This window comes from Nocardioides allogilvus, from assembly GCF_003047285.1.
Taxonomy (GTDB): Bacteria; Actinomycetota; Actinomycetes; order Propionibacteriales; family Nocardioidaceae; genus Nocardioides; species Nocardioides allogilvus.
This window is the reverse complement of sequence record NZ_PZYX01000004.1, coordinates 82,784-107,526: the sequence shown is the minus strand read 5'-3', so window position 1 is coordinate 107,526 and position 24,743 is coordinate 82,784. Positions and strand designations below refer to the sequence as shown.

The 24,743-nt window shown below is 68.4% G+C and carries 25 protein-coding genes and 1 tRNA gene; 18 read left to right on the top strand and 8 right to left on the bottom strand.

Features of this window, described 5'->3' with window-relative positions; translation table 11 throughout:
* Positions 1-124 precede the first annotated feature (124 nt).
* On the top strand, positions 125-1,600 hold the full coding sequence (locus C9J87_RS08700) for an NAD(P)/FAD-dependent oxidoreductase (RefSeq protein ID WP_107705295.1): 1,476 nt from the start codon (positions 125-127) through the stop codon (positions 1,598-1,600).
* Positions 1,601-1,603: 3 nt separating this feature from the next.
* On the opposite strand, the gene C9J87_RS08695 is transcribed toward C9J87_RS08700, so the two are convergent.
* A complete protein-coding gene (locus C9J87_RS08695; protein ID WP_107705294.1) occupies positions 1,604-2,251 on the bottom strand; it encodes a PaaI family thioesterase in 648 nt (215 codons plus the stop codon).
* Between the two features lie 59 nt (positions 2,252-2,310).
* On the opposite strand from C9J87_RS08695, the gene C9J87_RS08690 reads away from it, so the two are divergent.
* The 3 genes from C9J87_RS08690 to C9J87_RS08680 all read left to right on the top strand — a co-directional run bounded on the left by C9J87_RS08690 (position 2,311) and on the right by C9J87_RS08680 (position 3,286).
* Positions 2,311-2,383, top strand: a tRNA-Lys gene (locus C9J87_RS08690).
* 314 nt (positions 2,384-2,697) lie between these two features.
* Positions 2,698-2,901 (top strand): transcription antiterminator/RNA stability regulator CspE, encoded by a 204-nt coding sequence (gene cspE / locus C9J87_RS08685; RefSeq protein ID WP_036491281.1) that lies wholly within the window; start codon positions 2,698-2,700, stop codon positions 2,899-2,901.
* Positions 2,902-3,112: 211 nt separating this feature from the next.
* Complete coding sequence (locus C9J87_RS08680) at positions 3,113-3,286, top strand: hypothetical protein (protein WP_232819981.1); 174 nt, start codon at positions 3,113-3,115, stop codon at positions 3,284-3,286.
* A gap of 19 nt (positions 3,287-3,305) precedes the next feature.
* On the opposite strand, the gene C9J87_RS08675 is transcribed toward C9J87_RS08680, so the two are convergent.
* A complete protein-coding gene (locus tag C9J87_RS08675) occupies positions 3,306-4,379 on the bottom strand; it encodes a hypothetical protein (RefSeq protein ID WP_107705292.1) in 1,074 nt (357 codons plus the stop codon).
* Positions 4,380-4,424: 45 nt separating this feature from the next.
* Between C9J87_RS08675 and C9J87_RS08670 the strand changes: the two genes are divergently transcribed.
* The 6 genes from C9J87_RS08670 to C9J87_RS08645 all read left to right on the top strand — a co-directional run bounded on the left by C9J87_RS08670 (position 4,425) and on the right by C9J87_RS08645 (position 10,883).
* Positions 4,425-5,282 carry an NUDIX hydrolase gene (locus C9J87_RS08670; protein WP_107705291.1) on the top strand — a complete coding sequence of 286 codons (858 nt, stop codon included), beginning with the start codon at positions 4,425-4,427 and terminating at the stop codon, positions 5,280-5,282.
* 198 nt (positions 5,283-5,480) lie between these two features.
* Positions 5,481-6,590: a phosphate ABC transporter substrate-binding protein PstS gene (pstS, locus tag C9J87_RS08665; RefSeq protein WP_198652310.1), complete on the top strand. Its 1,110-nt coding sequence runs from the start codon at positions 5,481-5,483 to the stop codon at positions 6,588-6,590.
* Positions 6,591-6,688: 98 nt separating this feature from the next.
* Positions 6,689-7,630 carry a phosphate ABC transporter permease subunit PstC gene (gene pstC / locus C9J87_RS08660; protein ID WP_107705290.1) on the top strand — a complete coding sequence of 314 codons (942 nt, stop codon included), beginning with the start codon at positions 6,689-6,691 and terminating at the stop codon, positions 7,628-7,630.
* Position 7,631: 1 nt separating this feature from the next.
* Positions 7,632-8,708, top strand: coding sequence for a phosphate ABC transporter permease PstA (pstA, locus tag C9J87_RS08655; RefSeq protein ID WP_107705289.1), 1,077 nt, complete (start codon positions 7,632-7,634; stop codon positions 8,706-8,708).
* 32 nt (positions 8,709-8,740) lie between these two features.
* A complete protein-coding gene (gene pstB / locus C9J87_RS08650; RefSeq protein ID WP_107705288.1) occupies positions 8,741-9,520 on the top strand; it encodes a phosphate ABC transporter ATP-binding protein PstB in 780 nt (259 codons plus the stop codon).
* A 271-nt stretch (positions 9,521-9,791) separates the two neighbouring features.
* On the top strand, positions 9,792-10,883 hold the full coding sequence (locus tag C9J87_RS08645; RefSeq protein ID WP_157953159.1) for a hypothetical protein: 1,092 nt from the start codon (positions 9,792-9,794) through the stop codon (positions 10,881-10,883).
* Positions 10,884-11,042: 159 nt separating this feature from the next.
* Here the strand turns inward: C9J87_RS08645 and C9J87_RS08640 are convergent, their stop codons facing one another.
* The 3 genes from C9J87_RS08640 to C9J87_RS08630 all read right to left on the bottom strand — a co-directional run bounded on the left by C9J87_RS08640 (position 11,043) and on the right by C9J87_RS08630 (position 14,951).
* Positions 11,043-12,038, bottom strand: coding sequence for an inorganic phosphate transporter (locus C9J87_RS08640; RefSeq protein WP_107705286.1), 996 nt, complete (start codon positions 12,036-12,038; stop codon positions 11,043-11,045).
* Positions 12,039-12,044: 6 nt separating this feature from the next.
* A complete protein-coding gene (locus C9J87_RS08635; protein ID WP_107705285.1) occupies positions 12,045-12,662 on the bottom strand; it encodes a DUF47 domain-containing protein in 618 nt (205 codons plus the stop codon).
* A 99-nt stretch (positions 12,663-12,761) separates the two neighbouring features.
* Positions 12,762-14,951, bottom strand: coding sequence for an RNA degradosome polyphosphate kinase (locus tag C9J87_RS08630; RefSeq protein WP_107705284.1), 2,190 nt, complete (start codon positions 14,949-14,951; stop codon positions 12,762-12,764).
* Between the two features lie 77 nt (positions 14,952-15,028).
* Here C9J87_RS08630 and C9J87_RS08625 point away from each other — a divergent pair, with 77 nt between their 5' ends.
* The gene (locus C9J87_RS08625) at positions 15,029-16,045 is read left to right on the top strand and encodes an alpha/beta hydrolase (RefSeq protein WP_107705406.1); all 1,017 of its coding nucleotides are present in this window, start codon (positions 15,029-15,031) and stop codon (positions 16,043-16,045) included.
* 20 nt (positions 16,046-16,065) lie between these two features.
* Here the strand turns inward: C9J87_RS08625 and C9J87_RS08620 are convergent, their stop codons facing one another.
* A complete protein-coding gene (locus C9J87_RS08620) occupies positions 16,066-16,428 on the bottom strand; it encodes a DsrE family protein (protein WP_107705283.1) in 363 nt (120 codons plus the stop codon).
* Between the two features lie 24 nt (positions 16,429-16,452).
* On the opposite strand from C9J87_RS08620, the gene C9J87_RS08615 reads away from it, so the two are divergent.
* Genes C9J87_RS08615 through mshD form a run of 4 tightly spaced genes read left to right on the top strand, consistent with a single transcriptional unit; the run spans position 16,453 to position 19,107 of the window.
* Positions 16,453-16,947 carry an FABP family protein gene (locus tag C9J87_RS08615; protein ID WP_107705282.1) on the top strand — a complete coding sequence of 165 codons (495 nt, stop codon included), beginning with the start codon at positions 16,453-16,455 and terminating at the stop codon, positions 16,945-16,947.
* Positions 16,944-17,372 carry a Fur family transcriptional regulator gene (locus C9J87_RS08610; RefSeq protein WP_232819977.1) on the top strand — a complete coding sequence of 143 codons (429 nt, stop codon included), beginning with the start codon at positions 16,944-16,946 and terminating at the stop codon, positions 17,370-17,372. The genes C9J87_RS08615 and C9J87_RS08610 overlap by 4 nt, the downstream gene beginning before the upstream one ends.
* The gene (gene ygfZ / locus C9J87_RS08605) at positions 17,369-18,313 is read left to right on the top strand and encodes a CAF17-like 4Fe-4S cluster assembly/insertion protein YgfZ (protein WP_107705281.1); all 945 of its coding nucleotides are present in this window, start codon (positions 17,369-17,371) and stop codon (positions 18,311-18,313) included. The genes C9J87_RS08610 and ygfZ overlap by 4 nt, the downstream gene beginning before the upstream one ends.
* A complete protein-coding gene (gene mshD, locus C9J87_RS08600) occupies positions 18,310-19,107 on the top strand; it encodes a mycothiol synthase (RefSeq protein ID WP_010834197.1) in 798 nt (265 codons plus the stop codon). The genes ygfZ and mshD overlap by 4 nt, the downstream gene beginning before the upstream one ends.
* A gap of 36 nt (positions 19,108-19,143) precedes the next feature.
* Here the strand turns inward: mshD and C9J87_RS08595 are convergent, their stop codons facing one another.
* Positions 19,144-19,869 (bottom strand): response regulator transcription factor, encoded by a 726-nt coding sequence (locus C9J87_RS08595; RefSeq protein WP_107705280.1) that lies wholly within the window; start codon positions 19,867-19,869, stop codon positions 19,144-19,146.
* Between the two features lie 45 nt (positions 19,870-19,914).
* On the opposite strand from C9J87_RS08595, the gene C9J87_RS08590 reads away from it, so the two are divergent.
* From C9J87_RS08590 to C9J87_RS08580, 3 genes are all read left to right on the top strand, one after another.
* Complete coding sequence (locus tag C9J87_RS08590; RefSeq protein WP_107705279.1) at positions 19,915-20,214, top strand: MoaD/ThiS family protein; 300 nt, start codon at positions 19,915-19,917, stop codon at positions 20,212-20,214.
* A gap of 170 nt (positions 20,215-20,384) precedes the next feature.
* A complete protein-coding gene (locus C9J87_RS08585) occupies positions 20,385-22,544 on the top strand; it encodes a carboxypeptidase-like regulatory domain-containing protein (protein WP_157953158.1) in 2,160 nt (719 codons plus the stop codon).
* 100 nt (positions 22,545-22,644) lie between these two features.
* Positions 22,645-23,520 (top strand): FkbM family methyltransferase, encoded by an 876-nt coding sequence (locus C9J87_RS08580; protein WP_107705277.1) that lies wholly within the window; start codon positions 22,645-22,647, stop codon positions 23,518-23,520.
* Here the strand turns inward: C9J87_RS08580 and C9J87_RS08575 are convergent.
* Positions 23,433-24,740 (bottom strand): O-antigen ligase family protein, encoded by a 1,308-nt coding sequence (locus C9J87_RS08575; protein WP_107705276.1) that lies wholly within the window; start codon positions 24,738-24,740, stop codon positions 23,433-23,435. The genes C9J87_RS08580 and C9J87_RS08575 overlap by 88 nt on opposite strands.
* Between the last annotated feature and the right edge of the window lie 3 nt (positions 24,741-24,743).

Here is a 24,743-nt window from a genome sequence, read left to right as displayed (position 1 = left end):
AGACCTCTGCCCGAGTTCGCGCGTGGCCCCCGGAGGCGCGAGACTGGCAGTGACGGTCTCCGGTCAGCCGCGCGGAGGCAATCGATAGAAAACTTCGTGTTGGAGCGGCTTCGAGAGGATTGACATGTCGAGCGTCCAGGCACCCACTCGCCACAAGGTGGTCGTGATCGGTTCCGGCTTCGGTGGCCTCTTCGGCACCAAGGCGCTGCGACGTGCCCCCGTCGACGTGACGATGCTCGCGAAGACGACCCATCACCTCTTCCAGCCGCTGCTCTACCAGGTCGCGACCGGCATCCTCAGCGAGGGCGAGATCGCCCCGCCCACGCGTGAGGTGCTGAGCGGCCAGGACAACGCCCAGGTGCTGCTCGGCGAGGTCACCGCCATCGACCTCGAGACGCGCACGGTCACCAGCCACGTCCTCGGCCGGGAGACCGTCACGCCCTTCGACTCGCTGATCGTCGCGGCGGGCGCCACCCAGTCCTACTTCGGCAATGACCACTTCTCCGAGCACGCCCCCGGCATGAAGAGCATCGATGACGCTCTCGAGCTCCGTGGCCGCATCTTCGGTGCCTTCGAGATGGCCGAGCTCGGCGCCAACCGTGGCGACAACGTCGACCACCTGTTGACCTTCGTGGTCGTCGGCGCCGGCCCGACCGGCGTGGAGATGGCGGGCCAGATCGCCGAGCTTGCCCACCGCACCCTCAAGCGCGACTTCCGCTCCATCAACACCCGCACCGCACGGGTGATCCTGCTCGACGCTGCTCCGCAGGTGCTGCCGCCCTTCGGCCAGAAGCTCGGCGCGAAGGCGAAGAAGGAGCTCGAGGAGCTCGGTGTCGAGGTCATCCTCGGCGCGATGGTGACCGATGTCGACGAGCGCGGCATCGAGATGAAGTTCAAGGACGGCCGTGTCGAGCGGATCAACACCGTCACCAAGATCTGGGCCGCGGGCGTCCAGGCGAGCTCGCTGGGCAGGACTCTCGCCGAGCAGACCGGTGCGCCCCTCGATCGCGCGGGCCGGATCGGCGTCAACCCCGACCTCACGCTGCCGGGCCACCCCGAGGTCTTCGTCGTCGGCGACATGATCGCCCTCGACAACCTCCCCGGCGTCGCGCAGGTGGCGATCCAGGGCGCGAAGTATGCCGCCAAGGAGATCCGCAACCGGCTCGAGGACAAGGCCCCGCAGGAGCCGTTCAAGTATTTCGACAAGGGCTCGATGGCCATCATCAGCCGCTTCAACGCGGTGGCGATGGTCGGCAAGCTCCGCCTCACCGGGCTGATCGCCTGGCTGATGTGGCTCGCCGTGCACCTCGTCTACATCACCGGCTTCAAGAACCGGCTCACCGCGGTCATGCACTGGGCAGTCTCGTTCCTCGGTCGCGGGCGCTCCGAGCGCACCACGACCGAGCAGCAGATCTTCGCCCGGGCGGCGCTGGCACGCCTGCGCCGCGGAGCCACCGATCTGGTTTCGGCTCCGGGTGCCTACGACGCTGCCCGTGAGGTGATGGAGACGAGCCGTCGCCAGGAGCTCGAGGCGCTGGCGGTCGAAGAGGCGCGCCTGACCGACAGCGGCGCTCGTGGGATGCAGTCCGAGCAGCGCTGAGCGCTACTCGAACTTGGTCGGTGCGGCCGAGTCCTTCCGGGCCCATCTGGGCAGGATGAACACGCCCTCCGCCTCGACGCAGATGCCCTCCGCGTCGGCCATGTGCCCCACGGCGTACGTCTTGATGCCGTCGACCCGGTCGACGTGCGCTTCACCGCGCAAGGCGCCCAGTGGAGTCGCCCGGCGGTAGCGCACGGTCAGCGTCCCGGTCATGCCCGGCTTGCCTGCTGCCGCCGCGGCCTCGCCGAGCAATTGGTCGAGGATCAGGGCAGAAACGCCGCCGTGCACGAGGCTCGGCGGTCCTTCGTACGCCGCCGACAGCTCGAACTCCGCCGAGACCCGTTCGTCGTGGTGCACGATCGTCAGCGGCGGCGCGATCGGATTGCGGATGCCGACCACGGCGTTGCCCCAGGCTCGGGTGACGCCGATGCGCGAGTGCCGGACGCCGTACGACTCGGTGTCGACGTCCTTGCCCAGCAGGGCGATCGCGGCATCGAGGTGCTCCTGGGCCCGCGCGGCGTCGTCGGGCGAGACCCGGGTGCGGATGCTGAGGTCGCTCAATTGGCGGGTCGCCTCGGCGAGCGGCGCATAGGTCGCCCGCTCGACCTCGATCTCGTCCAGCGTCGCGTCATCGACCAGGTAGCCACTCATGGGCGCAGCCTACGGACACCTGATCCGGAGCCGACGACGGCTCGATAGGCTGCGGCCGAGGGCCCTTAGCTCAGTTGGTAGAGCGTCGGACTTTTAATCCGCTGGTCGTCGGTTCGAGCCCGACAGGGCCCACTTGTTGGTTGTTCCTCCCTGCCCCACAGTCACCCCGGGTCGGTGCGTCACCCGCGTGTAGCACTCGCGGAACCAAGAGTTCACCCGTCTCAGCAGATTGAGAGGGTGAGGAAGGTTTCGAATAGTCGTGCAGTTGATAGTGTGTGTCATGCAACAGGTGCAAGTTCCAGCAGGTAGACGCCAGCGGAGTTTGTGATCCAACGGCGTTTCAGCTTCGGGCCTGCCAGTCCGTGAGTCGGAGCGACGTGTCACCGCACTTGATGCGGGATCGTTGAAGTGACGATCTTTCGCCCGATAACAGGAGTAACAGAGCAATGGCTCAAGGCACCGTGAAGTGGTTCAACGCCGAGAAGGGTTTCGGCTTCATTGCGCAGGAGGACGGCGGCGACGACGTGTTCGTGCACTACAGCGCCATCCAGTCCAACGGCTACAAGTCGCTGGATGAGAACCAGAAGGTCGAGTTCGACGTCACCCAGGGTCCCAAGGGCCCCCAGGCGGAGAACGTTCGCGCGGTCTGATTCAGACCCCTGCGAAGCCGGACAGCACCTGTCCCGGACTTCAAAGATGACGAGGCCCCACCCATCTGGGTGGGGCCTCGTTGCCGTTCGGGTCATCTTCGGCGTAGTCGGGCAATTTCTGGGTTTTAATGGGTTTGGAAGCCGTGCGATTGGGCATGGTGACTGTTCAACGTCTGCCGATCGGAGGTGCACTGTGCACGATCAGTTCGACGTGACCCTCGAAGATGACGACCTCCTCAGCGAGGTCGAGCTCACCACCACGCTGATCATCGCCGCCAGCGAGTCCGACGATCACCTCACGCCAGAGGAGATCGATCGTCTCCTCGGTGTGACCCCGGTGCCGCCGTCGGCCGAGGTCCCGCTGCCGCGTCCGCGCGAGAAGTGACGCCTGCTGCCGCGAAGGCTCAGCAGGTCGCGAAGAGGACCGGCCCGCTGGTCAGGTCCGACAGCACGTACTGACCCTCGAGCGGCGCGAGCTCGAGCTGCACCACCTGGTCATCGGCGGTCGCCGACGTCAGCTCGAAGCGGTCGGTGAACGCGCCACCCTGCCCCGGGGCCGGTCCGCGCGCCAGGGCTGCTCGTGAGTCGGCGTCCTGTCGGGCGGCGTCCTCGGACTCGAAGGCCATGCTCACGGTGATCTGCCCGCTGGCCTCGGTCGCCATCGCGAAGCCCGTCATCGGGTGCACCCCGCCGGCCAGCCGCACGAGCTCCTCCGCCTGGGCCTGGTCGGTGTCGTCCGCGGCCGCCATCGCCAGGTGTTCGCACGCGTAGGCACCGGTGAAGATCGCGGCCACCAGTGGCGACCCGGCAGCCGCCACCACGTCGTCCAGTGACGCGAGGGTGGCGGACTCCCCGGTCGCGGCGCTCACGGCCTTCTCGAGATAGCCCTGAGTGTCCGAGGTGAGTACGACGCCGGCATCCGGCAGCAGGGCGAAGAACTGCAGCTCCGGGGTCAGGTTGGGGCCGATCCGTGCGAGCAGGTCGGCCCCGCCGACCCAGACCCCGTCCTCGTCGGCGGGTCGCGTGAAACCCAACGACTCCAGGTTGTCGGCCAGGGCCGCGAAGTCGGTGTCGTCGGGGAAGCCGAGGATGTCGACGGCCCCGTCGGGTCCCTGCGCCAGCAGTTCCCAGTCGAGGGTGGCGGGGGAGAAGCGGAACTGCGCGTTCAAGGTCGCAGCCGACTCGACCAACGCTGAGGACGTCGACAGGTCCTGGCTGAAGGCCTCGTCGAGGAACGCCGTCACCTCGTCCGTGGACGGCCGCGTGCTGAGGTCCACGCCGACACTGCGGCGTACGGCCTGCCAATCGGTCCAGGACAGCCGCTCCGTCGACGCGGGCGCGAAGGACACTGCACGGGCCAGGTCGGGTCGGTGCTCGGCGCGCCACCACCACACTCCGACCACCACCGTGGCAACGATCAGCAGGCTCAGACCGGCTCCGAGCGCGATCGCGACACCCCGGGGGAGACGACGTTGCACTGGGGGACTCCTCACGAGTCGGTTGATGATGTGAGACTAGCGCCCATGCCAGCCCCGGACGTGCGTGCTGCCGGAGCGGTCGTCACTCGCAAGGGTGGTGACGTCCTGCTCGTGCACCGCCCCCGCTATGACGACTGGTCCTTCCCGAAGGGCAAGCTCGATCCCGACGAACACGTCACGACCGCGGCCGTGCGCGAGGTGGCCGAGGAGACCGGGCTGGACATCCGGCTCGGCCCGGCGCTCGCGACCCAGCGCTATGACACCGGCCGCGGGCGGATGAAGACGGTGAACTACTGGGTCGGTCGAGTGCAGGGCGACGACGACGTGAGCTGCTATCGGGTCAACGACGAGATCGACGCGGTTGCCTGGGTGCCGTGGGCCGAGGCGGCGCAGCGGCTGACCTATGACTACGACCGGGAGACGCTCGCCCAGGCCCGGCCGCTACGCCGCAAGACCCGGGCCATCGTTGTGCTCAGGCACGGTCGCGCGCGCTCTCGCGCGTCCTTCAAGGGCGACGACCGCCGTCGCCCGCTGCTCCTCGCGGGCGAGAGCGAGGCCCAACGGCTCGTCCCGGTGCTCGCGGCGTTCGATACGACCGAGATCTACTCGTCGTCCAGCGTGCGCTGCGTGGCCACCGTGACGCCGTACGTCCACACCACCGGTTGGCCGTTGCACTCCTATGACGAGCTCAGCGAGGAGGAGGCCGCGTTGCCGGCGGTGGGCGAGCTCGTCGCGAAGTTGTTTGCCGCCGACTCCAGTGCCGTGTTGTGCACCCACCGACCGGTGCTGCCGACGGTGTTCGAGGCGCTCGGGCTGGCCGACGTGAGACTGGAGCCCGCCGAGATGCTCGTGGTCCATCACCGCAAGGGTGCCGTCGTCGCGGCCGACCGGGTGAGCGTGTGAACACCGTTACGCCTTCGTTATGTGCGGCGTCAAGGCTGGCCGCCCTTGTTCATGTGACGTACGTCTCCGTTACCGGGAGATGTGGCCGACCGGCCTGATGTCGTTCACCGGCCGTTCATCGAGGCCGACGCGGGAGGTCACTTGGGCTGCTTAGGTTCACGGTCGTCAGCCCCATCACAGACTTTCAGGAGTTACGAAGTGAACCGCACTTCCTTCCGCAAGGCCCTCATGCCGAGCGCTGCAGCCCTCGCCCTCGGCATCTCCCTGACCGCGTGTGGCGCGGGTAACGAGACCGCCAATTCGGCCGGATCCGATGAGAGCAGCGGCCTCTCCGGCACCCTCTCCGGTGGAGGCGCCTCATCTCAGGAGGCAGCGCAGAACGCGTGGCGTGCCGGCTTCCAGGAGGCAAACCCGGACGTCACCGTCAACTACGACCCGATCGGTTCGGGTGGCGGGCGCGAGCAGTTCGCCGCAGGCGGTTTCCCGTTCGCGGGCTCGGACTCCTACCTCACTGACGAGGAGGGCGAACTCTCCGCTGCCGCCGAGCGGTGCGGCTCCGACGCGATCGAGATCCCCAACTATGTGTCGCCCATCGCGGTCATCTACAACGTCGAGGGTGTTGACTCGCTCAACCTGAGCCCCGAGGTCATCGGCAAGATCTTCAACGACAAGATCAAGAAGTGGAACGACCCCGCAATCGCGGAGCTGAACGAGGGAGTCGACCTCCCCGACGCCACGATCACCGCGGTCCACCGCTCCGACGAGTCGGGCACGACGGAAAACTTCACCAACTTCCTCGCGACTGTCGCCGAGGACGCTTGGCCGCACGGCGAGGTCGGCGACTGGCCGATCGAGGCCGGCGAGGGCGGCAACGGCACCTCCGGCGTCGTCGCTGCGGTCACGCAGGGTGTGAACAGCATCGGATACGCCGACGCGAGCCAGGCTGGCGAGCTCGGTGTTGTTTCGGTCCAGGTGGGCGAGGAGTTCGTCGCTCCGACCGCCGAGGCCGCGGCCAAGATCCTCGAGGTCTCCCCCCGCGTTGAGGGTCGCGCCGAGGTCGACATGGCTTTCGACCTCGACTACAAGACCACCGAGACGGGGGTCTACCCGATCGTGCTGACGTCCTACCTGATCGCCTGCCAGACGTACGCCGACCAGGAGACCGCCGACCTGGTGAAGGGCTACCTCGGCTACATCGTCAGCAGCGAGGGCCAGCAGGTCGCGGCCGAGCAGGCGGGTTCCGCTCCGCTCGCCGACAGCCTCGCCAGCGAGGCTCAGGAAATCGTCGAGGCAATCTCGGTGAAGTGAGCCATCACCACTGAGTTCATCGGGGATCCCGTCGAAGACATCGACGGGATCCCCTCAGTGCCACCCCGGGGTCGTCAGACGGCCCCGTTCGCGGAAGGATGCGCTGCGTGACTGCAGTATCGCTGGACCGTCCAGCCATGACTCGTCGTGGCGACACGGTATTCAAGAGCCTTGCGACGTCAGCCGCCGTGCTGATCCTCGTCGCGCTGGCAGGCGTGGCGATCTTCCTCACCCTGGAAGGCATGCCGGCTCTGAAGGCAGAGCCGGACGTCCTTGGGGGCAAGGGCAACATCATTTTGTATGTCTGGCCGCTGGTGTACGGCACCCTGCTGGCCGCTGCCCTCGCCATCATCATGGCTGCCCCCTTGTCGATCGGCCTTGCGCTGGTCATCTCGCATTACGCGCCGCGCAAGCTGGCCAAGCCGATCGGCTACCTTGTCGATCTCTTGGCTGCCGTTCCGTCGGTCGTCTACGGCCTGTGGGGCATCGAGTTCCTCGGCCCGCGATTGGGTCGCGCCTACGCCTGGCTAGCCGAAAACCTCGGCTTCCTTCCCTTCTTCGAGGGGCCCGCGTCGGGATCCGGGCGCACCATCCTCACGGCGAGCATCGTGCTGGCCGTGATGGCACTTCCGATCATCACGGCGATCTGCCGCGAGATCTTCTCGCAGACGCCGACGCTCCACCAGGAGGCTGCACTCGCGCTCGGCGCCACGCGCTGGGAGATGATCCGGCTCACGGTGTTCCCCTATAGCCGATCGGGCATGATCTCCGCGATCATGCTCGGGCTCGGGCGCGCGCTGGGAGAGACGATGGCCGTCGCCATGGTGCTCTCAGCGACCGGTGTCGTGACGATCAACCTGATCTCGTCGGTCAACCCGTCGACCATCGCGGCCAACATCGCGCTGGGCTTCCCAGAGGCGTCCGGCATCAAGGTCAACGTTCTCATCTTCAGCGGCTTGGTGCTCTTCGTCATCACGTTCATCGTGAACTTCCTCGGCCGCCTGATTGCGGCCCGCGGTCTAGTCAAGGAGGGGCGCTGACATGTCCACCACACAGGACAAGGTCGCACCGACCTCGATCGGTGACATTCCCCTGACGCGGCCGCAGCTGCCCTCGTGGGCACCTGCTCTGGTGGCCGCGATCTCCGTGGCGGTCGCCGCGCTTCCCGTGGTGTTCCTCGGCTGGGGCCTGGTGGCCATGGTGCTGTTGGCCGTGGTCCTATTCGTGATCGCACTGCCTGCCTGGTCGTCCTCGGTCGAGGGCTCCCGCAAGGGCAAGGACCGCCTTGCAGCTGCCCTCGTGTGGTCGGGCTTCGGTCTCGCCATGGTCCCGCTGGCCACTCTGATGTGGCAGGTCATCAGCAACGGCGTACCCGTGCTCTCGGCCGAATTCTTCACCTACTCGATGCGCAATGTCGTGGGTGAGGGCGGAGGCATTTACCACGCCATTGTTGGCACGGTCATCGTGACCGCGTTCGCCGCGATCATCTCCGTCCCGATCGGCGTCATGGCCGCGGTTTACCTCATCGAGTACGGCGCCGGTAACCGGATCGCGCGCATTGTGACGTTCCTGGTCGACGTGATGACCGGGATCCCGTCGATCGTGGCGGGCTTGTTCGCCTACGCGCTCTTCGTGCTCTTCTTCGGTCCGGGTGTGCGGATGGGGATCGGCGGCTCTGTCGCTCTCTCGGTCTTGATGATCCCGATCGTGGTGCGCTCCACCGAGGAGATGCTCAAGCTCGTCCCAGGCGACCTGCGCGAGGCTGCGTACGCCCTCGGTGTCCCGAAGTGGCGGACCATCACCAAGGTGGTGCTGCCGACCGCGATGTCCGGCATCGTCACCGGCGTGACCCTGGCGGTGGCCCGGGTGGCGGGCGAGACTGCTCCGCTGCTGATCATCGCCGGCGACACCGACTCGGTGAACTTCAACGCCTTCTCTGAGCGCATGGCGACCCTGCCTGTGTACATCTACTACTCCTACATGCAGCCGGGCGTTCCGCCGGAGTTCGGCCAAGAGCGCGCATGGGGCGCGGCCTTGACCCTGATCGCCATCGTGATGGCGCTGAACATCCTGGCGCGGCTCATCAGCCGCTCCTTCGCGCCCAAGACCGGTCGCTGACCCCGAGACTGCGAGAGACGAGAGAAACAGCAATGGCCAAGAGCATCGACGTGTCCGACCTCGACATCTACTACGGCGACTTCAAGGCCGTAGAAGGCGTCAGCATGACCATCAAGGCGAAGTCCGTGACGGCCTTCATCGGGCCCTCCGGTTGCGGTAAGTCAACCTTCCTGCGGGCCCTCAATCGGATGCACGAGGTCATCCCCGGCGCGCGTGTCGAGGGCCGCGTGGTCGTGGAGGGACAGGATCTGTACGGCGACCAGGTCGACCCGGTTGAGGTGCGCCGTCAGATCGGAATGGTCTTCCAGCGGCCCAATCCCTTCCCGACGATGTCGATCTACGAGAACGTGATCGCCGGCAACCGCCTCAATGCCAAGAAGATGAAGAAGTCCGAGACCGACGACCTTGTCGAGTCCTCGCTCAAGGGCGCCAATCTGTGGGCCGAGGTGAAGGACCGGCTCGACCGACCCGGCATGGGCCTCTCGGGTGGTCAGCAGCAGCGACTGTGCATCGCCCGGGCGATCTCGGTCCAGCCACAGGTGCTGCTCATGGATGAGCCGTGCTCTGCGCTCGATCCGATCTCGACCTCCGCCATCGAGGACCTGATCCACGAACTCAAGACCGAGTACACAATCGTGATCGTCACGCACAACATGCAGCAGGCGGCGCGCGTCTCGGACGAGACCGGATTCTTCAACTTGAAGGCCACTGGAGAGCCTGGGCATCTAGTCGAGTTCAACTCCACGCAGAAGATGTTCGCCAACCCGGACAACTCCGATACCGAGGGCTACATCTCAGGTCGCTTCGGCTGAGTCGACTGCGACTGCATGGGGTGGCCCGTGACAAGCGGACCCCGGTTCGGGGGTTCCGTGGGTCCGTTTGTCTCGGTCCATCCCAGCAGTGTCCCGTCCTGTTCCGTCCGTCCGTCCGCCCGTCTCGTCCGCCCGCCGAGGGGGATATCTGAGGACGTGGTGAACGTATTCGCTGCCTGAAACCGTCCACAGCGTCCTCAGATATCCCGGTGGGGGGCTGGGCTGTGGACAACGCGGGCGGCTGACTCGCGAACGCGAGCACCATGCCGGGATGGACTCTGACATCTGGACCCCCGGTGCGTGGCCCTTGCGTGGGATCGGGCCACGTGAGGGCCTCCGCCCCGCCGTTCGCTGGCCGTCGCGTCGTGATCCCACGGGCCTCGACGGACCGACGTCGTGGCAGACCCGGTCCGGAGCGTGGCGACGGGGCGGCCCGAACCTGTGGGTGCCGGCCAGCGTCGACGGCGCCCACGGTCCTCAGCGCGTCGTCGAGGCGGCCGCGCAGCTCCCGGGGTATGGCGGTGTCACCGGATGGGGGGCCTTGTCCTGGCTGGGTGGCGTGTGGTTCGGCGGCATCGGCCCAGGTGGTGAGCTCACGCCCGTGCCGGTGGCGGTCAGCAGTGGTCGCCGGATGCGGGCGCGCGAGGGGTTGGTCGTCTCGCAAGAGGTGGTTGCGCCTCGCAACCTCATGCGCCACGACGGGATACGCATCACCGAACCCTGGTGGAGCGTGGCCTACGAGATGCGAAAGGCTGCCAGCGATGAGGCCGCCGTCGTCGCCTTCGCCATGGCAGCGTTCAACGACCTGGTGTCGATCGAGGAGCTTCGGGCCTACGTCGACTCCGACCTCGTCGCCCGCCAGGGGGTGGAGCGTGTACGCCGGACGCTTCCCCATCTCGACGAGAACGCCTGGTCGCCGATGGAACCAGTGCTGCAGCTGGCCTGGCGGCAAGAGATCGGAGGCGCCGTCGTGCTCATGAACCGTCCGGTCTTCAACCACGCCGGTCGCTTCGTCGGCACCCCGGACGGCATCGACGTCGAGGCCGGCGTCTACGGGATGTATGACGGTGCCCTGCACCTGCTGGGCGAGGTGCGCCACGGAGATGTCGCGAAGGAGGCGGCATACCGTGCTCTCGGCCTCGAGGGCGTCACGATGATGGCCGGTGACCTGGCTGACAGGTCGGGGTTCGCGCACAGGCTCCGCGAGGCCTACGCGCGCGCGTCACGCCGGCCCGCGGCTGATCGGGCGTGGACGATCCGGCCGCCCGAGTGGTGGCTGGACACGACGACCGTGAATGCCAGGCGAGCGCTGTCGCCGTACGACCGCGATCGCCTATTGCGGCATCGCCAGCGCGCCGCGTGACGGATCTTGGTGCGCTCTCCACCTCGGCCGCGGGATATCTGAGGACGTCGTGAACGGGAATCGCCCCTGAGGACGACCGTCACGTCCTCAGATATCCCAGAGACCCAAAGACCCAAAGACCCAAAGACCCAGAGACCCGGATGTCGGGAGGGGGACGGATCAGGGGAGGAAGAGGGCTGCGATCCAGTAGGTCACGGCGGCGGCGAGGGCGGCGGCCGGGAAGGTCAGCACCCAGGCCGTCAGGATCGACTTCGCGACGCCCCAGCGGACGGCGGAGAGGCGCTTGGTGGCGCCGACACCCATGACCGCGGAGGTGATGGTGTGGGTCGTGGAGATGGGCGCCTCGAAGACGTACGCCGTCGTGTAGAGCACGGAGGCCGCGACTGACTCGGCGGCGAAACCGCGGGGCGGGTCGAGGTGGATGATCCGTCGACCGAGGGTGCGCATGATTCGCCAACCGCCGGACCAGGTGCCCAACGAGATGGCGGTGGCCGCCGCGAGGATGACCCAGATGGGGAGCCCGTCGGACTCGGCCACATATCCGCCGGTCAGCAGGGCCAGGAAGATCACACCCATCGTCTTCTGAGCGTCCTGGAGGCCGTGACCCAGGGCCATGGCACCGGCGGAGATCGTCTGGGCGATCTTGAAGCCGCGATTGGCCCTGGCCGGGTGGGCGTTGCGGAAGATCCACATGATGGCGATCATCATGGCGAAACCGAGGCCGAACGCCACGAGTGGCGAGAGCAGCATCGGGATGACGACCTTCGCGAGGACGACGTCCCAGTTGGCGGTCGCGCCTGCAGCCACCGCGGCGCCGACAAGCCCGCCGATGAGGGCGTGCGAGGAGGACGACGGCAGACCGTAGTACCAGGTCGTGAGGTTCCACGCGATGGCGCCGATGAGGCCTGCCATCACGATCACGAGGCCGTGCGTCCCCTGGCCCGGATCGATGGTCTCGGAGACGGTCTCAGCGACCTTCTGCCCGAGGAAGGCGCCGACGAAGTTCATGATCGCCGCCATGGCGAGCGCGACCTTGGGGGTCAGCGCACCGGTGGAGACCGAGGTGGCGATCGCGTTGGCCGCGTCGTGGAATCCGTTGGTGTAGTCGAACACCAGCGCCACGACGACGACCGCGATGATGATCGCGATTTCCATCTGCGGTCAGGACTCCTTGACTGCGATCTGCTCCAGGATGTTCGCGACCTTCTCGAAGGCGTCGATGGCGCCTTCGAGAGCCTCAACGATGTCCTTGAGCTTGATCACTTCCATGGCCTTGTAGTCGCCGTTGAAGAGGTTGGCCAGGATGCGGCGGTAGCTGCGGTCTCCGGCGTTCTCGAGGCGGTTGATCTCGATCCAGTATTCGTCGAGCGCGCTCATGGTCGCGAGGCTGGGCATCGCGCCCACGGTGAGCTCGGCACAGCGCTGGAGCACCTCGACCTGCTCGGAGGTCTCGGCGGGGAGCGTGGTCACGCCGTAGAGCAGCACGAGGTCGACAGCCTCGTCCATCTCGTCCATCACGTCGTCGAGAGCCGAGGCGAGGGCATAGATGTCCTCGCGGTCGAACGGCGTCACGAAGGTCGAGTTGACGCGCTTGACGATGGCGTGGGTGGTCTCGTCAGCGGCGTGCTCGGCATCGCGCATGCGCTTGGCGATGGCTTCGCGATCACCGCCTTCGCCGAGCATCTCGGCGAGCAGCTCGGCGCCCACTACGAGATGCGCGGCGGATTCACTGAACAGGTCGTAGAAGGACGCGTCGACGGGCCGGAACTTCAAACGCACGGAGAACTCCGAATGAGGGGGGCGTGAACGATCCACATGTTAGGGGGTCGAAGTCCTCCGGCCGCAACCCAGCGAGCACAAGTGCAGTACGGCGAACCGCTACCGCCGCTTGCGCTGGAGCTCGATCAACCTCTCCTGGAGATGCACATCACCTTCGTTCTGGTGCCACTCACCCGCGCTGTCGAGCTCCCAAGCGCTCACCTCGGGGCTGAACGCCAGCTCGAGAAGCTCGCCGACGGCGCCCACATTGGGCCCCTGCGGCAACCGGACGAGCACCTCGACACGGCGGTCGAGGTTGCGGTGCATCATGTCGGCCGAGCCGATCCAGGCGAGCGGCTCGTCGTCGTTGACGAACCAGAAGACGCGGCTGTGCTCGAGGAACCGGCCCAGGATCGAGCGCACGTGGATCGTCTCGGACAGGCCCGGCACTCCTGGGCGAAGGGCACAGATCCCGCGCACCAGCAGGTCGACCGGCACGCCCGCCTGCGACGCGAGATAGAGCGCGTCGATGATCGCCTCGTCGACGATCGAGTTGGCCTTGATCCGGACCCCTGCCGGGCGCCCGGCCTGGTGGTTGGCGACCTCGGCGTGGATCTGGCTGATCAGCCCGTCGCGCACACTGTCGGGGGCGACCAGCAGACCGTCATACGTCGTGTTGCGGCTGATCCCCGACAGGTTGTTGAACAGGTGGGCGACGTCCTCGCCGACGAGCGGGTCGGCGGTGAGCAGACCCAGGTCTTCGTAGAGACGCGCGGTCTTGGGGTTGTAGTTGCCGGTGCCGATGTGGGTGTAGCGGCGGATCCCGTCGGGCTCGTCTCGCACCACCATCGACAGCTTGCAGTGGGTCTTGAGGCCCACCAGGCCGTAGACGACGTGGCAGCCGGCGTGCTCGAGCTTGCGTGCCCACCGGATGTTGGCCTGCTCGTCGAAGCGGGCCTTGATCTCGACGATCACCAGCACCTGCTTGCCGGCCTCGGCGGCGTCGATGAGGGCGTCGATGATCGGGCTGTCGCCCGAGGTGCGGTAGAGCGTCTGCTTGATCGCGAGCACGTGCGGGTCGGCCGCGGCCTGCTCGACGAAGCGCTGGACCGAGGTGGCGAATGAGTCATAGGGGTGGTGGAGCAGCACGTCGTTGCGGCGTACGGACTCGAAGACGTCGACCGGCTTGGACGACTCGACCTCGGCCAGCTGCGCGTGGGTCGTGGGCACGAAGGTGGGGTACTTCAGGTCCTCGCGCGGCAGGTCGGCGATCGAGTGCAGGCCCCGCAGGTCGAGCGGGCCGGGCAGCTTGGTGACCTCCTGGCGGGTGACGCCGAGCTCGGAGATCAGCAGGTCGAGCACCTTGGCATCGATCGACTCCTCGACCTCGAGCCGCACGGGCGGGCCGAACTTGCGCCGCAGCAGCTCCTTCTCGAGTGCCTTGAGGAGGTTTTCGGCGTCGTCCTCCTCGACCTCGAGGTCCTCGTTGCGGGTGACGCGGAAGGTGTGCGCCTGCAGCACCTCCATGCCGGGGAAGAGCTTCTTGAGGTGCTCGCCGATGACGTCCTCGAGCGGCACGAAACGCTGGTTGCCGACAGGCACGAAGCGGCCGAAGGTCTGCGGCACCTTGACCCGCGCGAAGTGCTCGGTGCGGGTCTTGGGGTGACGCACCACGACAGCGAGATTGAGCGAGAGCCCGGAGATGTAGGGGAACGGGTGCGCCGGGTCGACGGCGAGCGGCGTCAGGACCGGGAAGATCCGCTCCTTGAAGAGCTTCTTGCAGACCTTCTGCTCCTCGCGGTCCAGCTCGGCCCACCGCACGATCTCGATGCCCTGGTCGCGCAGCTCGGGGATCACCTGCTCGCTGAAGACGCGCGCGTGCCGCTCCATCAGGTCGCGGCTGCCAGCCCACAGCTGTTCCAGCTGGTCGCGCGGGAGCAGTCCGCTGGCGGCGCGTACGGCGACGCCCGCCGCGATCCGGCGCTTGAGACCGGCCACGCGGACCATGAAGAACTCGTCGAGGTTGCTCGCAAAGATCGCCAGGAACCGGGTGCGCTCGAGCAGCGGCAGCGCCGGGTCCTCGGCCAGCTCGAGGACCCGCTGGTTGAAGCGCAGCCACGACAGCTCGCGGTCGAGGAAGCGGTCGTCGAACTTCTCCACGGCCGCGATCTCGGCGGCGTCCGGGACGTAGGGCGGCTCGACGTCGAAGGTGTCGCTGGGGTGTCCGAACGGCTCGGCGGTGGGACCGTCCTCGATCGAGGTCCCGACGGTGCTGGGCAGGGAGGTGCTGGCGACGGTTGCTTCGGACATGCGTCCAGTCTGGCACCGCATCGTGAACGGCAGGTGTCTCGATGCCACGGGCCGTCTAGGTTGCGTGCGTGAAGATCATGGACACAGTCGAGGCCCTGACCGCGAAGTCGTTGCTTGCGCTTCCCGAGCGGATCCAGCGCAGGCTCGCCGGTCGGCCGGTGGTGCTGGACGGGCAGCCCCTGGCCACCGAGACCCAGCTCCTGCTGCGGCTCCAGCGCGTCGCGCGCGAGCCTGCGGTCGAGTCGCTGCCGATCCCCGAGGGACGCCGGGCCCTGCTCAAGCAGTCCGTCCTCGTCGGCGGCAAGCAGCCGGTCGGGAAGGTCCGGGACGAGACGGTCGCGGGTCTCCCAGCGCGCTTCTACGAGCCCACGGACGCCCCGGACGTCGGGCCGATGCTGGTGTTCTTCCACGGCGGCGGCTGGATCTACGGCGACCTCGACTCGCACGACGCCGTGTGCCGTGTGCTCGCCGAGCGCGCCGGCGTGCGGGTGCTCGCCCTGGACTACACCCTCTCTCCGGAGGTGGTCTTCCCAGCGGCGTACGACGAGTGCCTCCGGGCCTATGCCGAGATCGTCGGGCGCGCGGGCGACTGGGGCGCCGATCGCGATCGCCTCGCCGTCGGCGGGGACAGTGCCGGTGGCAACCTGGCGACGGTGGTCGCGATCGAGGCAGCGCGGCAGGGCTGGCCGTGCGCCTTCCAGCTGCTGGTCTACCCGCTGACCGACGCGACCGGCGCTGCGCAGAGCCGGCAGACCTTCGGCCGTGGCTTCTACCTCACCGACGAGTTCATCGCCCTCGCCCGCGACACCTACTCCCCGGATGCGCAGACGTGGACGGACCCGCGGGTGAGTCCGCTGTACGCCGACCTGCCGGCCGGTCTCGCCCCGGCCCTGGTCGTCACGGCCGGCTTCGACCCCCTGCGCGACGAGGGCGAGGCCTACGTCGAGAAGCTGAAGGCCGCCGGTGTGCAGGCGCGTCTCATCCGGTTCCCGGGCATGATCCACGGCTTCTTCAACATGGTCGGCGTCGGTCGCACCGCGCGATCGGCAGTCGACGAGATCGCCGACGCGTTGCGAGCTGCCTTGACGCACTGACCGCACTCGCGCACGAAGGGTCAGTAGACGAGCGCCTGCACGCCCTCGTCGAGGATCTCCTCCGTGAACACGGCTGCGCCCGCGATCGTGAGCCCCTCGCGCAGGTCGCCCTCGACGATGCCGCGACGGGCGGCGCACTGGGTGCAGACGGTGACCCGGCCCCCGGCGACGACGACGGACAACAGGTCGGCCAGCGGGGTGGCCAGGTCGAGGCTGAACTCCTCGGCGCGGCCCGGAACGCCGAACCACGCGGCTTCCCCGGTCAGCCACAGCGAGACCTGGGCGCCACTGGCGACCGCTGCGGCGGCGACGGTGAACGCCTGGTTGCAGCGCTCGGCATCCTCGGAACCGCAGGTGACCTTGACGACGAGTGAGCGAGGCATGCCACCCACCCTAGACTCGGCTTCATGCCGTTCGAGATCCCCGACAACCTGCACCCCAACTGCGGCCCCGTCGCGTGGCTGCTCGGCACGTGGCGCGGCAACGGCCACGGTGACTACCCGACCATCGAGGGCTTCGAGTTCGGCCAGGAGCTGATCTTCACCCACGACGGCCGGCCGTTCTTCCACTACATGGCCCGCGCGTGGATCATCGACGCCGAGGGTGAGTTCGTGCGCGACGCGGCGATGGAGTCGGGCTTCCTGCGCTGTCCCGAGCCCGGCAAGGTCGAGCTGCTGCTGGCGCACAACACCGGCTTCGCCGAGGTCTGGTACGGCGCCGCGGAGGGCGGCAAGCTCGAGGTGCACACCGCCGGGGTGAGCTTCACCGAGACCGCCAAGGAGGTCGACTCGGGGACGCGCATCTACGGCAACGTCGAGGGCGACCTGATGTACGCCTACGACATGGCAGCCATGGGCCAGGAGCTCCAGCCCCACACCTGGGCGCGACTGAAGCGGGCGTGACCGTGCCCGACGAGCTCGCCGATCGACTGCGGGGCAGCGGCTACCGCCTGACGCCACAGCGCCAGCTCATCCTCCGAGCCGTCGAGGACCTCGGTCACGCGACGGTCGACGAGGTGCTGGCGAAGGTGCGCACCCAGGCCAGCGCCGTCAACGCCTCGACCGTCTATCGCACCCTCGAGGTGCTCGAGGAGCTCGGGCTCGTGCGGCACACGCACCTGAGCGACCGCGCTCCGACCTACCACTCCGCACGCGAGCCGGAGCACTTCCACCTCGTCTGCCGGAATTGTCAGCAGGTGCGCTCGGTTGAACCAGATGTGGCCACCGCCCTGGTGGAGACGCTGCGCGCCGAGCACGGCTTCGCGGTCGACCTGGGCCACCTCGCGATCTTCGGTACGTGTGTCAACTGTGAACTGGAGTCCTCATGACCAGCCCCCTGCTCCACCTCCCCGGTGCGGTCGGTGGCGACGGGATCGACGCCCCGGTCGCCGCGCACTACGGCTCGTTCAACGGCGAGCAGCGCGTCCTCGAGACAGGCCAGGGCTTCGTCGACCTCTCCCACCGTGACGTCGTCAAGGTCGCCGGCCCCGACCGGCTGACCTGGCTGCACAGCCTGACCACCCAGTACTTCGAGGGCCTCGCCACCGGCGTGTGGACCCAGTCGCTGATCCTCAGTCCGAACGGCCACGTGGAGCACGCCTTCGCCGGCGTCGACGACGGCGAGGCCTTCGTGGCCCACACCGAGCCGGGCGCCGGTCAGGCGCTCGTCGACTTCCTGGAGCGGATGCGGTTCATGATGCGCGTCGAGGTCACCCTCGACACCCCGCAGACCGCCGTTGCCTGGCGACCGGCGACGAGCGAGCGCGCAGCGACGTACGACTTCATTCCGCGCGAGCGCCTCGAGTCCTACGCGCAGGCCGCTGGTCCCGCTGCCGGGCTGTGGGCCTTCGAGGCGCTGCGCATCGCGCGCGGCGAGCCGCGGCTCGGCCTCGACACCGACCACCGCTCGATCCCCAACGAGCTCGGCTGGATCGGTCCGGCCGTCCACCTCGACAAGGGTTGCTACCGCGGCCAGGAGACGGTGGCCCGGGTGCACACGCTCGGCCGTCCGCCGCGGCGGCTCACGCTGCTGCACCTCGACGGCTCGGAGAACCGGCTGCCCGTCCGGGGCTCGGACGTGACGCTGGGGGAGAAGGTCGTCGGCTTCGTCGGCACCTCCGCCCGTCACCACGAGCTCGGTCCGATCGCGCTGGCGCTGATCAAGCGCAACGTCGCCGTGGACACCGACCTGACCGTGGACGCGATGCCCGCTGCGCAAGAGGTCATCGTGGATCCCGAGGTGGGCCTGCACGTCCGGCCCCGCCGGTGAACCTCGAGCTCGTCCGCAGCATTGCCGCCGCCGCCACGGACGTGGACGGCGCCGAGCCGCTCGATGAGGGGACCTGGCTCTCGCTGCGGTCCGGCGACGCCGACTGGCTCGGAGTCGTCACCGATGAGGGCTTCGCGCTGACGCACGGCGAGGACCTCCACCTCGTGGTCCACCCGACCGCACGCAGGCGGGGGCTGGCCACCTCCTGGCTCGAGGGCATCCAGGGGCCGGCCCAGGCGTGGTCGCACGGCGGTCATCCGGCCGCTGCCACCCTCGCCAGCCGCTTCGGCTTCGAGCGGGCGCGCGACCTGTGGGTGATGCGCCGCCCGATGGGTGAGCCGTTGCCGCCGCCGTCCGACGTCGAGATCCGCGCGTGGACCCCCGGCGACACCGCGGAGCTCCTCCGCGTCAATGCCGAGGCCTTCGCCCACCACCCCGAGCAGGGGAGCATGGACGAGGCCAACCTCGCGGCCCGGATGGCCGAGCCCTGGTTCGACCCGGCCGGCCTGCTGGTCGCGGTCGACGGCGACCGGATGCTGGGGTTCCACTGGACCAAGCAGCACTCGCCCGACCTCGGTGAGGTCTATGTCGTCGGCATCGACCCCACCGCGCAAAGTCGCGGGCTCGGGCGCGCGCTCACCCTGGCCGGGCTGCACCACCTCGCCGGCCGGGGCGTCTCGGAGGTCTTGTTGTACGTCGAGGCCGACAACCACGCCGCGCGGTCGACGTACGCCAAGCTCGGGTTCAGCCATGCCGACGCCGACACGCACGTCATGTATCGCCGCGAGGCCTGAGCACCGTCCAGCGAGGTCGGGACGACCGGGGGCAGATCAGGCGTCGGAGCGGGCTTGCTCGGGTGCGTCGACGCTCTGCTCCCTGGACGGCAGCACGAAGCGGTAGCCGACGTTGCGGACGGTGCCGATGAGGTGCTCGTTCTCGGGCCCGAGCTTGGCGCGCAGCCGACGCACGTGCACGTCGACGGTGCGGGTGCCGCCGAAGTAGTCGTAGCCCCAGACCTCCTGGAGCAGCTGCTGACGGGTGAAGACCCGGCCCGGGTGCTGGGCGAGGTACTTCAGGAGCTCGAACTCCTTGTAGGTCAGGTCGAGCGGGCGCCCGCTGATCTTCGCGGTATACGTCGCGTCGTCGACCACGACCTCGCCGGACCGGATCACGTGGGACGAGGGGTCTGCGTTCTCCCGCTCCGCAGCGAGCCGTCCGATCGCGAGCCGGATCCGGGCCTCGAGCTCGGCCGGGCCGCAGGTGTGCAGCACCACGTCGTCCATCGCCCAGTCGTGGGCGACGACGGCGAGGCCGCCCTCGGTGATCACGAGCAGGACCGGCACGTCGCTGCCGGTCGTGCGGATCAGCCGGCACAGGTCGCGAGCGTGGGCGAGCTCCTGGCGACCGTCGACGAGCACGAGGTCGGAGTCGGGCGCCTCGAGCAGCGCGCTGCCCTCCGCCGGCAGGATCTTGACGGTGTGGCCGAGCAGGGCGAGGGCGGGCAGCACGTCGGCAGACGGCTGCAGAGCGCCGGTCAGCAGCAACAAGGTGCCCATGATTGAGTCCTCCCCACAATGGCGGAATACGTAAGGATAGGCCTCATGAGCCCTGAGACCGGCCACAGTTCCGAGGTTGAGACGACGATCACGGCCCGCTACTGGGCCGGGGCGCGCTCCGCGGCGGGTGTCGAGCGGGACGTCTTCGAGGTCCCCGGACCCCTCACGCTGGCCGAGGTGCGAGCGCTCGTCCTGGCGGCCCACCCCGGCCCGGACGTCGCCCGGACGATCGGTGTCTGCTCCGTCCTGGTGGGCGATCGTCCCGTCAGCACCCAGGACGCCGGCGCGGTCGTGGTCGAGCCCGGCACGACGGTGGAGTTCCTGCCGCCGTTCGCCGGCGGCTGACCCTCGACGTACGAAACGCCCAGGGAACGCAACCAAACGCGTCCTGAATGCGTCACCCCCTCACGGGACCGATCGAAAAGCGCACTTTCCCGTTTGATCCCACCGCTTTGTGGGAAGGTGCCGCCGAGGACGACTCAGTCCGGTTCAGATGACACAACTAGGGGGAAGTAATGAGCTCTGCCATTTTCCGGCGCCTCGGGCGCCGTGTGACTGCGATGGGTGCGGGCGCCGCACTCGTCGCCGCAGGACTGAGTCTGGGGGTGATGGCACCCGCGAACGCCGCTTCCGTCGTCACCATCGGTGTCACCGACGCACTCGGCAACCCGGTGTCCGGCAACCTCAAGTCCTATCGCAGGGACAGCGCGGGCGTCTTCCAGCCGTCGTCGACCTACTACGTCAGCAACACAGGTTTCTTCCAGCAGACGATCTCGGACGGTGTCTACAAGTTCGCCTTCGTGACCGAGACCTACACCGAGTTCTACAAGGACAAGACCGACCTGGCGACGGCCGACGTCGTGACGGTTGCCGGCGGGACGCCGGTGACCAGCACGTGGACCGTCGACCAGCCCTACGTCGTGGGCTCGGTGACCAACGCTGCAGGCAAGCCGCTCGCGGGCGCCTCGATCGCCATGTGGGACGCGGCCAGCGGTGACAGCGTCGGCGACACGTTCTACGCCGACGCCAAGGGTGTCTTCAAGGCTCCCTCCCAGAGTGCGCCCGTCAAGCTGGGCTTCTACGACGACGGCTATGCCTTCGAGTACTACAACGACAAGGGCAACTTCGAGACCGCCGACCCCGTCGCGCCGTCGCCCACCCAGGCCGACCTCGGCAGGGTCGTGCTGACCGCGGGCGGCACCATCAGCGGTCAGGTCACCAGCGACGCCGGTGCCCCCCTCGAGTTCGTCCGGGTCACCGCCGACGGTGTCTACGACTACACCGACAAGAACGGCGTCTACACGATCAAGAACGTCACCATGGGCAACCGCCGGGTCCGGTTCTCCGACCCGATCGGCGAGTACTCCGCGGAGTACTACAACAACACGCCCGACTACTCCGCCGCCACGCTCGTGCCGGTCGGCGCCGACCAGGCCGTCGGCGGCATCAACGCCAACCTGACGCCCCTTCCTGCCGACACCACCAAGACGGTCGAGGTCAGCGGCACGGTCAAGGACAGCAGCGGCGTCCCGGTCGTCGGGGCCTACGTCACGGCCAACTCCACGCCGGCCTATGACGGCGACCGCAGGTCCGTCGAGGGCGTCTACTCCAACCGTCAGGGTGTCTACGCCTTCACCGAGCTGGAGAAGGTCCAGGGCGAGAACCAGTTCAAGGTCCACGCCTCCAGCAACGAGCAGGGCGACGACAACGCCTTCGACCTGTTCGGCTCCTGGTTCGGCGGCATGCAGAACCACGAGACCTCGCCGGTCGTGACCGTCACCCCGGGCACGCCCGTCGGTGCGGTCGACTTCGTGCTGGACCGCGCGGGCGGCATCGCCGGCTCGGTGACCGGTGCGGCCGGAACGGCGCTCGTCGCCGACGTCGACGTCTACGGCGCCAACGACGGCCTGCTGGCCACCGACGGCGTCACCTTCAAGGCCGACTCCACCTTCGAGTCGCGCTCGCTGCGTCCGGGCACCTACAAGATCCGCTTCGACGACATCGCGGGCCTCCACGCGGGCGAGTGGTGGAAGGACAAGTACGAGGTCGACGACGCCGTCGTCGTGACGGTCAAGGCCGGGCAGATGACGGGCGGCCTCAACGCCGCCCTCGGCACCCAGCTGATCGCCACCGAGCGGCCCGAGATCGAGGGCTACCCGTGGGTCGGCAAGGCCATCACGGCCGACTCTGGCGTGTGGAACCTGCAGACGGGCACCGACTTCAACTACGAGTGGTTCGTCGGCAGCACGGTCGTCGGCAAGGGTGACGCGTTCACCCCGTCGGCCGCGCACATCGGTGACCGCCTGACCCTGCGGGTGACCGCCGAGAACGGCCGCCTGATCAACTCCGCATCGTCCGCTCCCTCGGTCAAGATCGGCTACCAGCCCAAGATCAAGGTCAAGGTCAAGGGCAGCAAGGCGTCGCTCAAGATCAAGGCGTCGCCCGTCAAGGCCAAGAAGGTCAAGGGCACGGTCATCGTCAAGGAGATCGTCAAGGTCAACGACAACGGCACCGTCAAGTACAAGAAGGTCGCCAAGACCAAGATCAAGAAGGGCAAGGGCACGGTCTCGCTCAGCAAGCTGAAGAAGGGCAAGCACAAGCTCGTCTTCTTCTTCACCGGCAAGGGCAAGGTCGGTTCCAACGAGGAAGCCAAGAAGGTCAAGGTCAAGCGCTGATCGCGAGCGACTGACGCAATTCCCGGCAACGGGCCCCGGCGGATTCCGCCGGGGCCCGTTCTGCGTCGGGACCGCCGATCAGCCGATAGGTTTCGCTTCCATGCGACGAAGTCTCGCGGGCCGCGTCCGCAACCGGCTCTCCTGGACCGTGCGTGGCCTGCGGCCCGAGCGGGAGGTCCGCCGCGTGGTGCAGGGCGTCGAGCTGCGCCTGCCCTGGTCGCACCGGCTCCCGGACTACGCGCGGCTCGAGCCGGCGTACGGGCAGAACATCGTGGCCCTGGCCTCAGCGCTCGCGACCGACGAGCCGCTGCGCCTCATCGACGTCGGCGCCAATGTCGGGGACACCGCCCTGCAGGTCCTGGCCGCCGTGGACGGCGAGGTGCTGTGCGTGGAGGGCGATCCGCACTGGCTCACCTGGTTGCGCCGCAACGTCGGCCACGACCCGCGGGTCACCGTGCACCCCGGCCTGCTGTGGAGCGGCGACGGACTCCCGGACCTGGCGCCCGTACGCCGCGGCGGGACCACCCGGTTCGAGCGGGGCAGCGCCGACGCGGCCACGGTCGTCACCGCAGTGGGGCTGCGGGCGGCCCACCCCGCCTTCGACTCGGTCCGCCTCGTGAAGAGCGACACCGACGGTCACGACGTGCGCCTGGTGCCGGCCCTGGCCGAGGCGTACGCCACGGCCGCGCCCGTGCTGTTCTTCGAGTACGACCACGGACTGTCACGGTTGGCGGGCAACGACCCGCTGGAGGTCTGGCCACGCCTGGCGGCGCTGGGCTACACCGAGGTCGGGGTCTGGGACAACCACGGCGCCCCGCTCGGGCGGCTGCCGCTGGCCCGGATGGTCGAGGTCGCGGGCGCCCTGGACGTGCCTCGCCCCGCGTGGGACTACTGGGACGTCGCGGTGGTCCACGCGGGCGACGGCTCGGGACTGGCCGCGCTCGTCGAGGTGCTGCCGGAGGCCTGGGGATCCTGACGGTCGTCGGGATCGGCCAGGGTCCTCGGCAGCGCGTAGAGCGCCAGCGTGATGAAGAACCACAGGTGCCGGTCCCACACCATGTTCTCGAGCTGCGCGAGCACGAAGTAGCCGGCGACCCCGACGAGCAGGGAGGCTCGCAGCCAGTCCTTGCGGCGTACGCCGTAGCGCAGCTGTCGCACCAGCAGTGCCCCGATCGTGCCCCAGATGAGGAAGAAGCCGGCCAGCCCGAGGACCCCGCCCATGTTGGCCGCCTCGAGGAACAGGTTGTGGGCGTCGAGGCCCTGGGCGAAGCCGAGCCCGGTGAGCGGGTGGGCGCCGATCTCGGAGATGGCCTCCAGCGCGTCCTGGACGTGCGCGCCGTTGCTGAGCGTGACCAGTCCGGTGAGCTCGCCGCCGAAGATCCGGTGCAGGGTGCTGCCCTGGGGCAGGGCAGGCATGGCGGCCGCGAGGACGGCCGCGGCCAGCAGCGCCATGCCTCCGGCGATCGCGACGCCGCGGGCTCGCCCGAGGACCGCGAGGTAGCCGACCGCGAGCAGGGTCCCGAGCAGGGCGGACCGTGCACCCGTGAGCAGCTGGCCCCACAGGCAGATGACGATGATCGCCGAGGCGAGCACCCGCTGCCAGGTCGAGGACGTGGACACGAACCAGCCGATCGCGAGCACGACGGCGAAGATCGTCGAGACGGCCAGGTGCATGAGGTGCTCGCCAAGCCCGGAGGCGCGGGCGAAGCCGGGAACGACCGGACCGGTGATCGCCGCGATCGCGCTCACCGTGGCTCCCACCGCATAGCAACCGGCCAGCCAGGTCGCGAGCTGGTGGCTGGGCCGCACGATGGCGAGCGTGATCATCACCAGCGGGATGCCGAGCAGGAAGCGCAGCAACCACGGAGTCTCCCACCAGCCGTCGGTCACCAGCATGCCGAGCAGGCCCCCCGCACACATGACGAGCGCGCCCGCGAACGGCACCAGCACCCGCGGAGGCATGTGCAGCCGGCCCAGGAACGGCAGGCAGCCCAGTGCGAGCAGTGCCAGCGCGAGGTCGCCCAGCGAGGCGCTGGGACCGAAGGGGCGCACGCCGTTGAGGGGCTGGAGGAAGGCGACGATGCCCAGCACCCAGGAGGGCGACGGGCCGCCGTACCGATTGAACCCGATGCCGACCGCGACGACGGCGGCGCTCAGGGCGAAGCCCAGCAGCGGCAGGGCGAAGTCGGTCGGCACGGC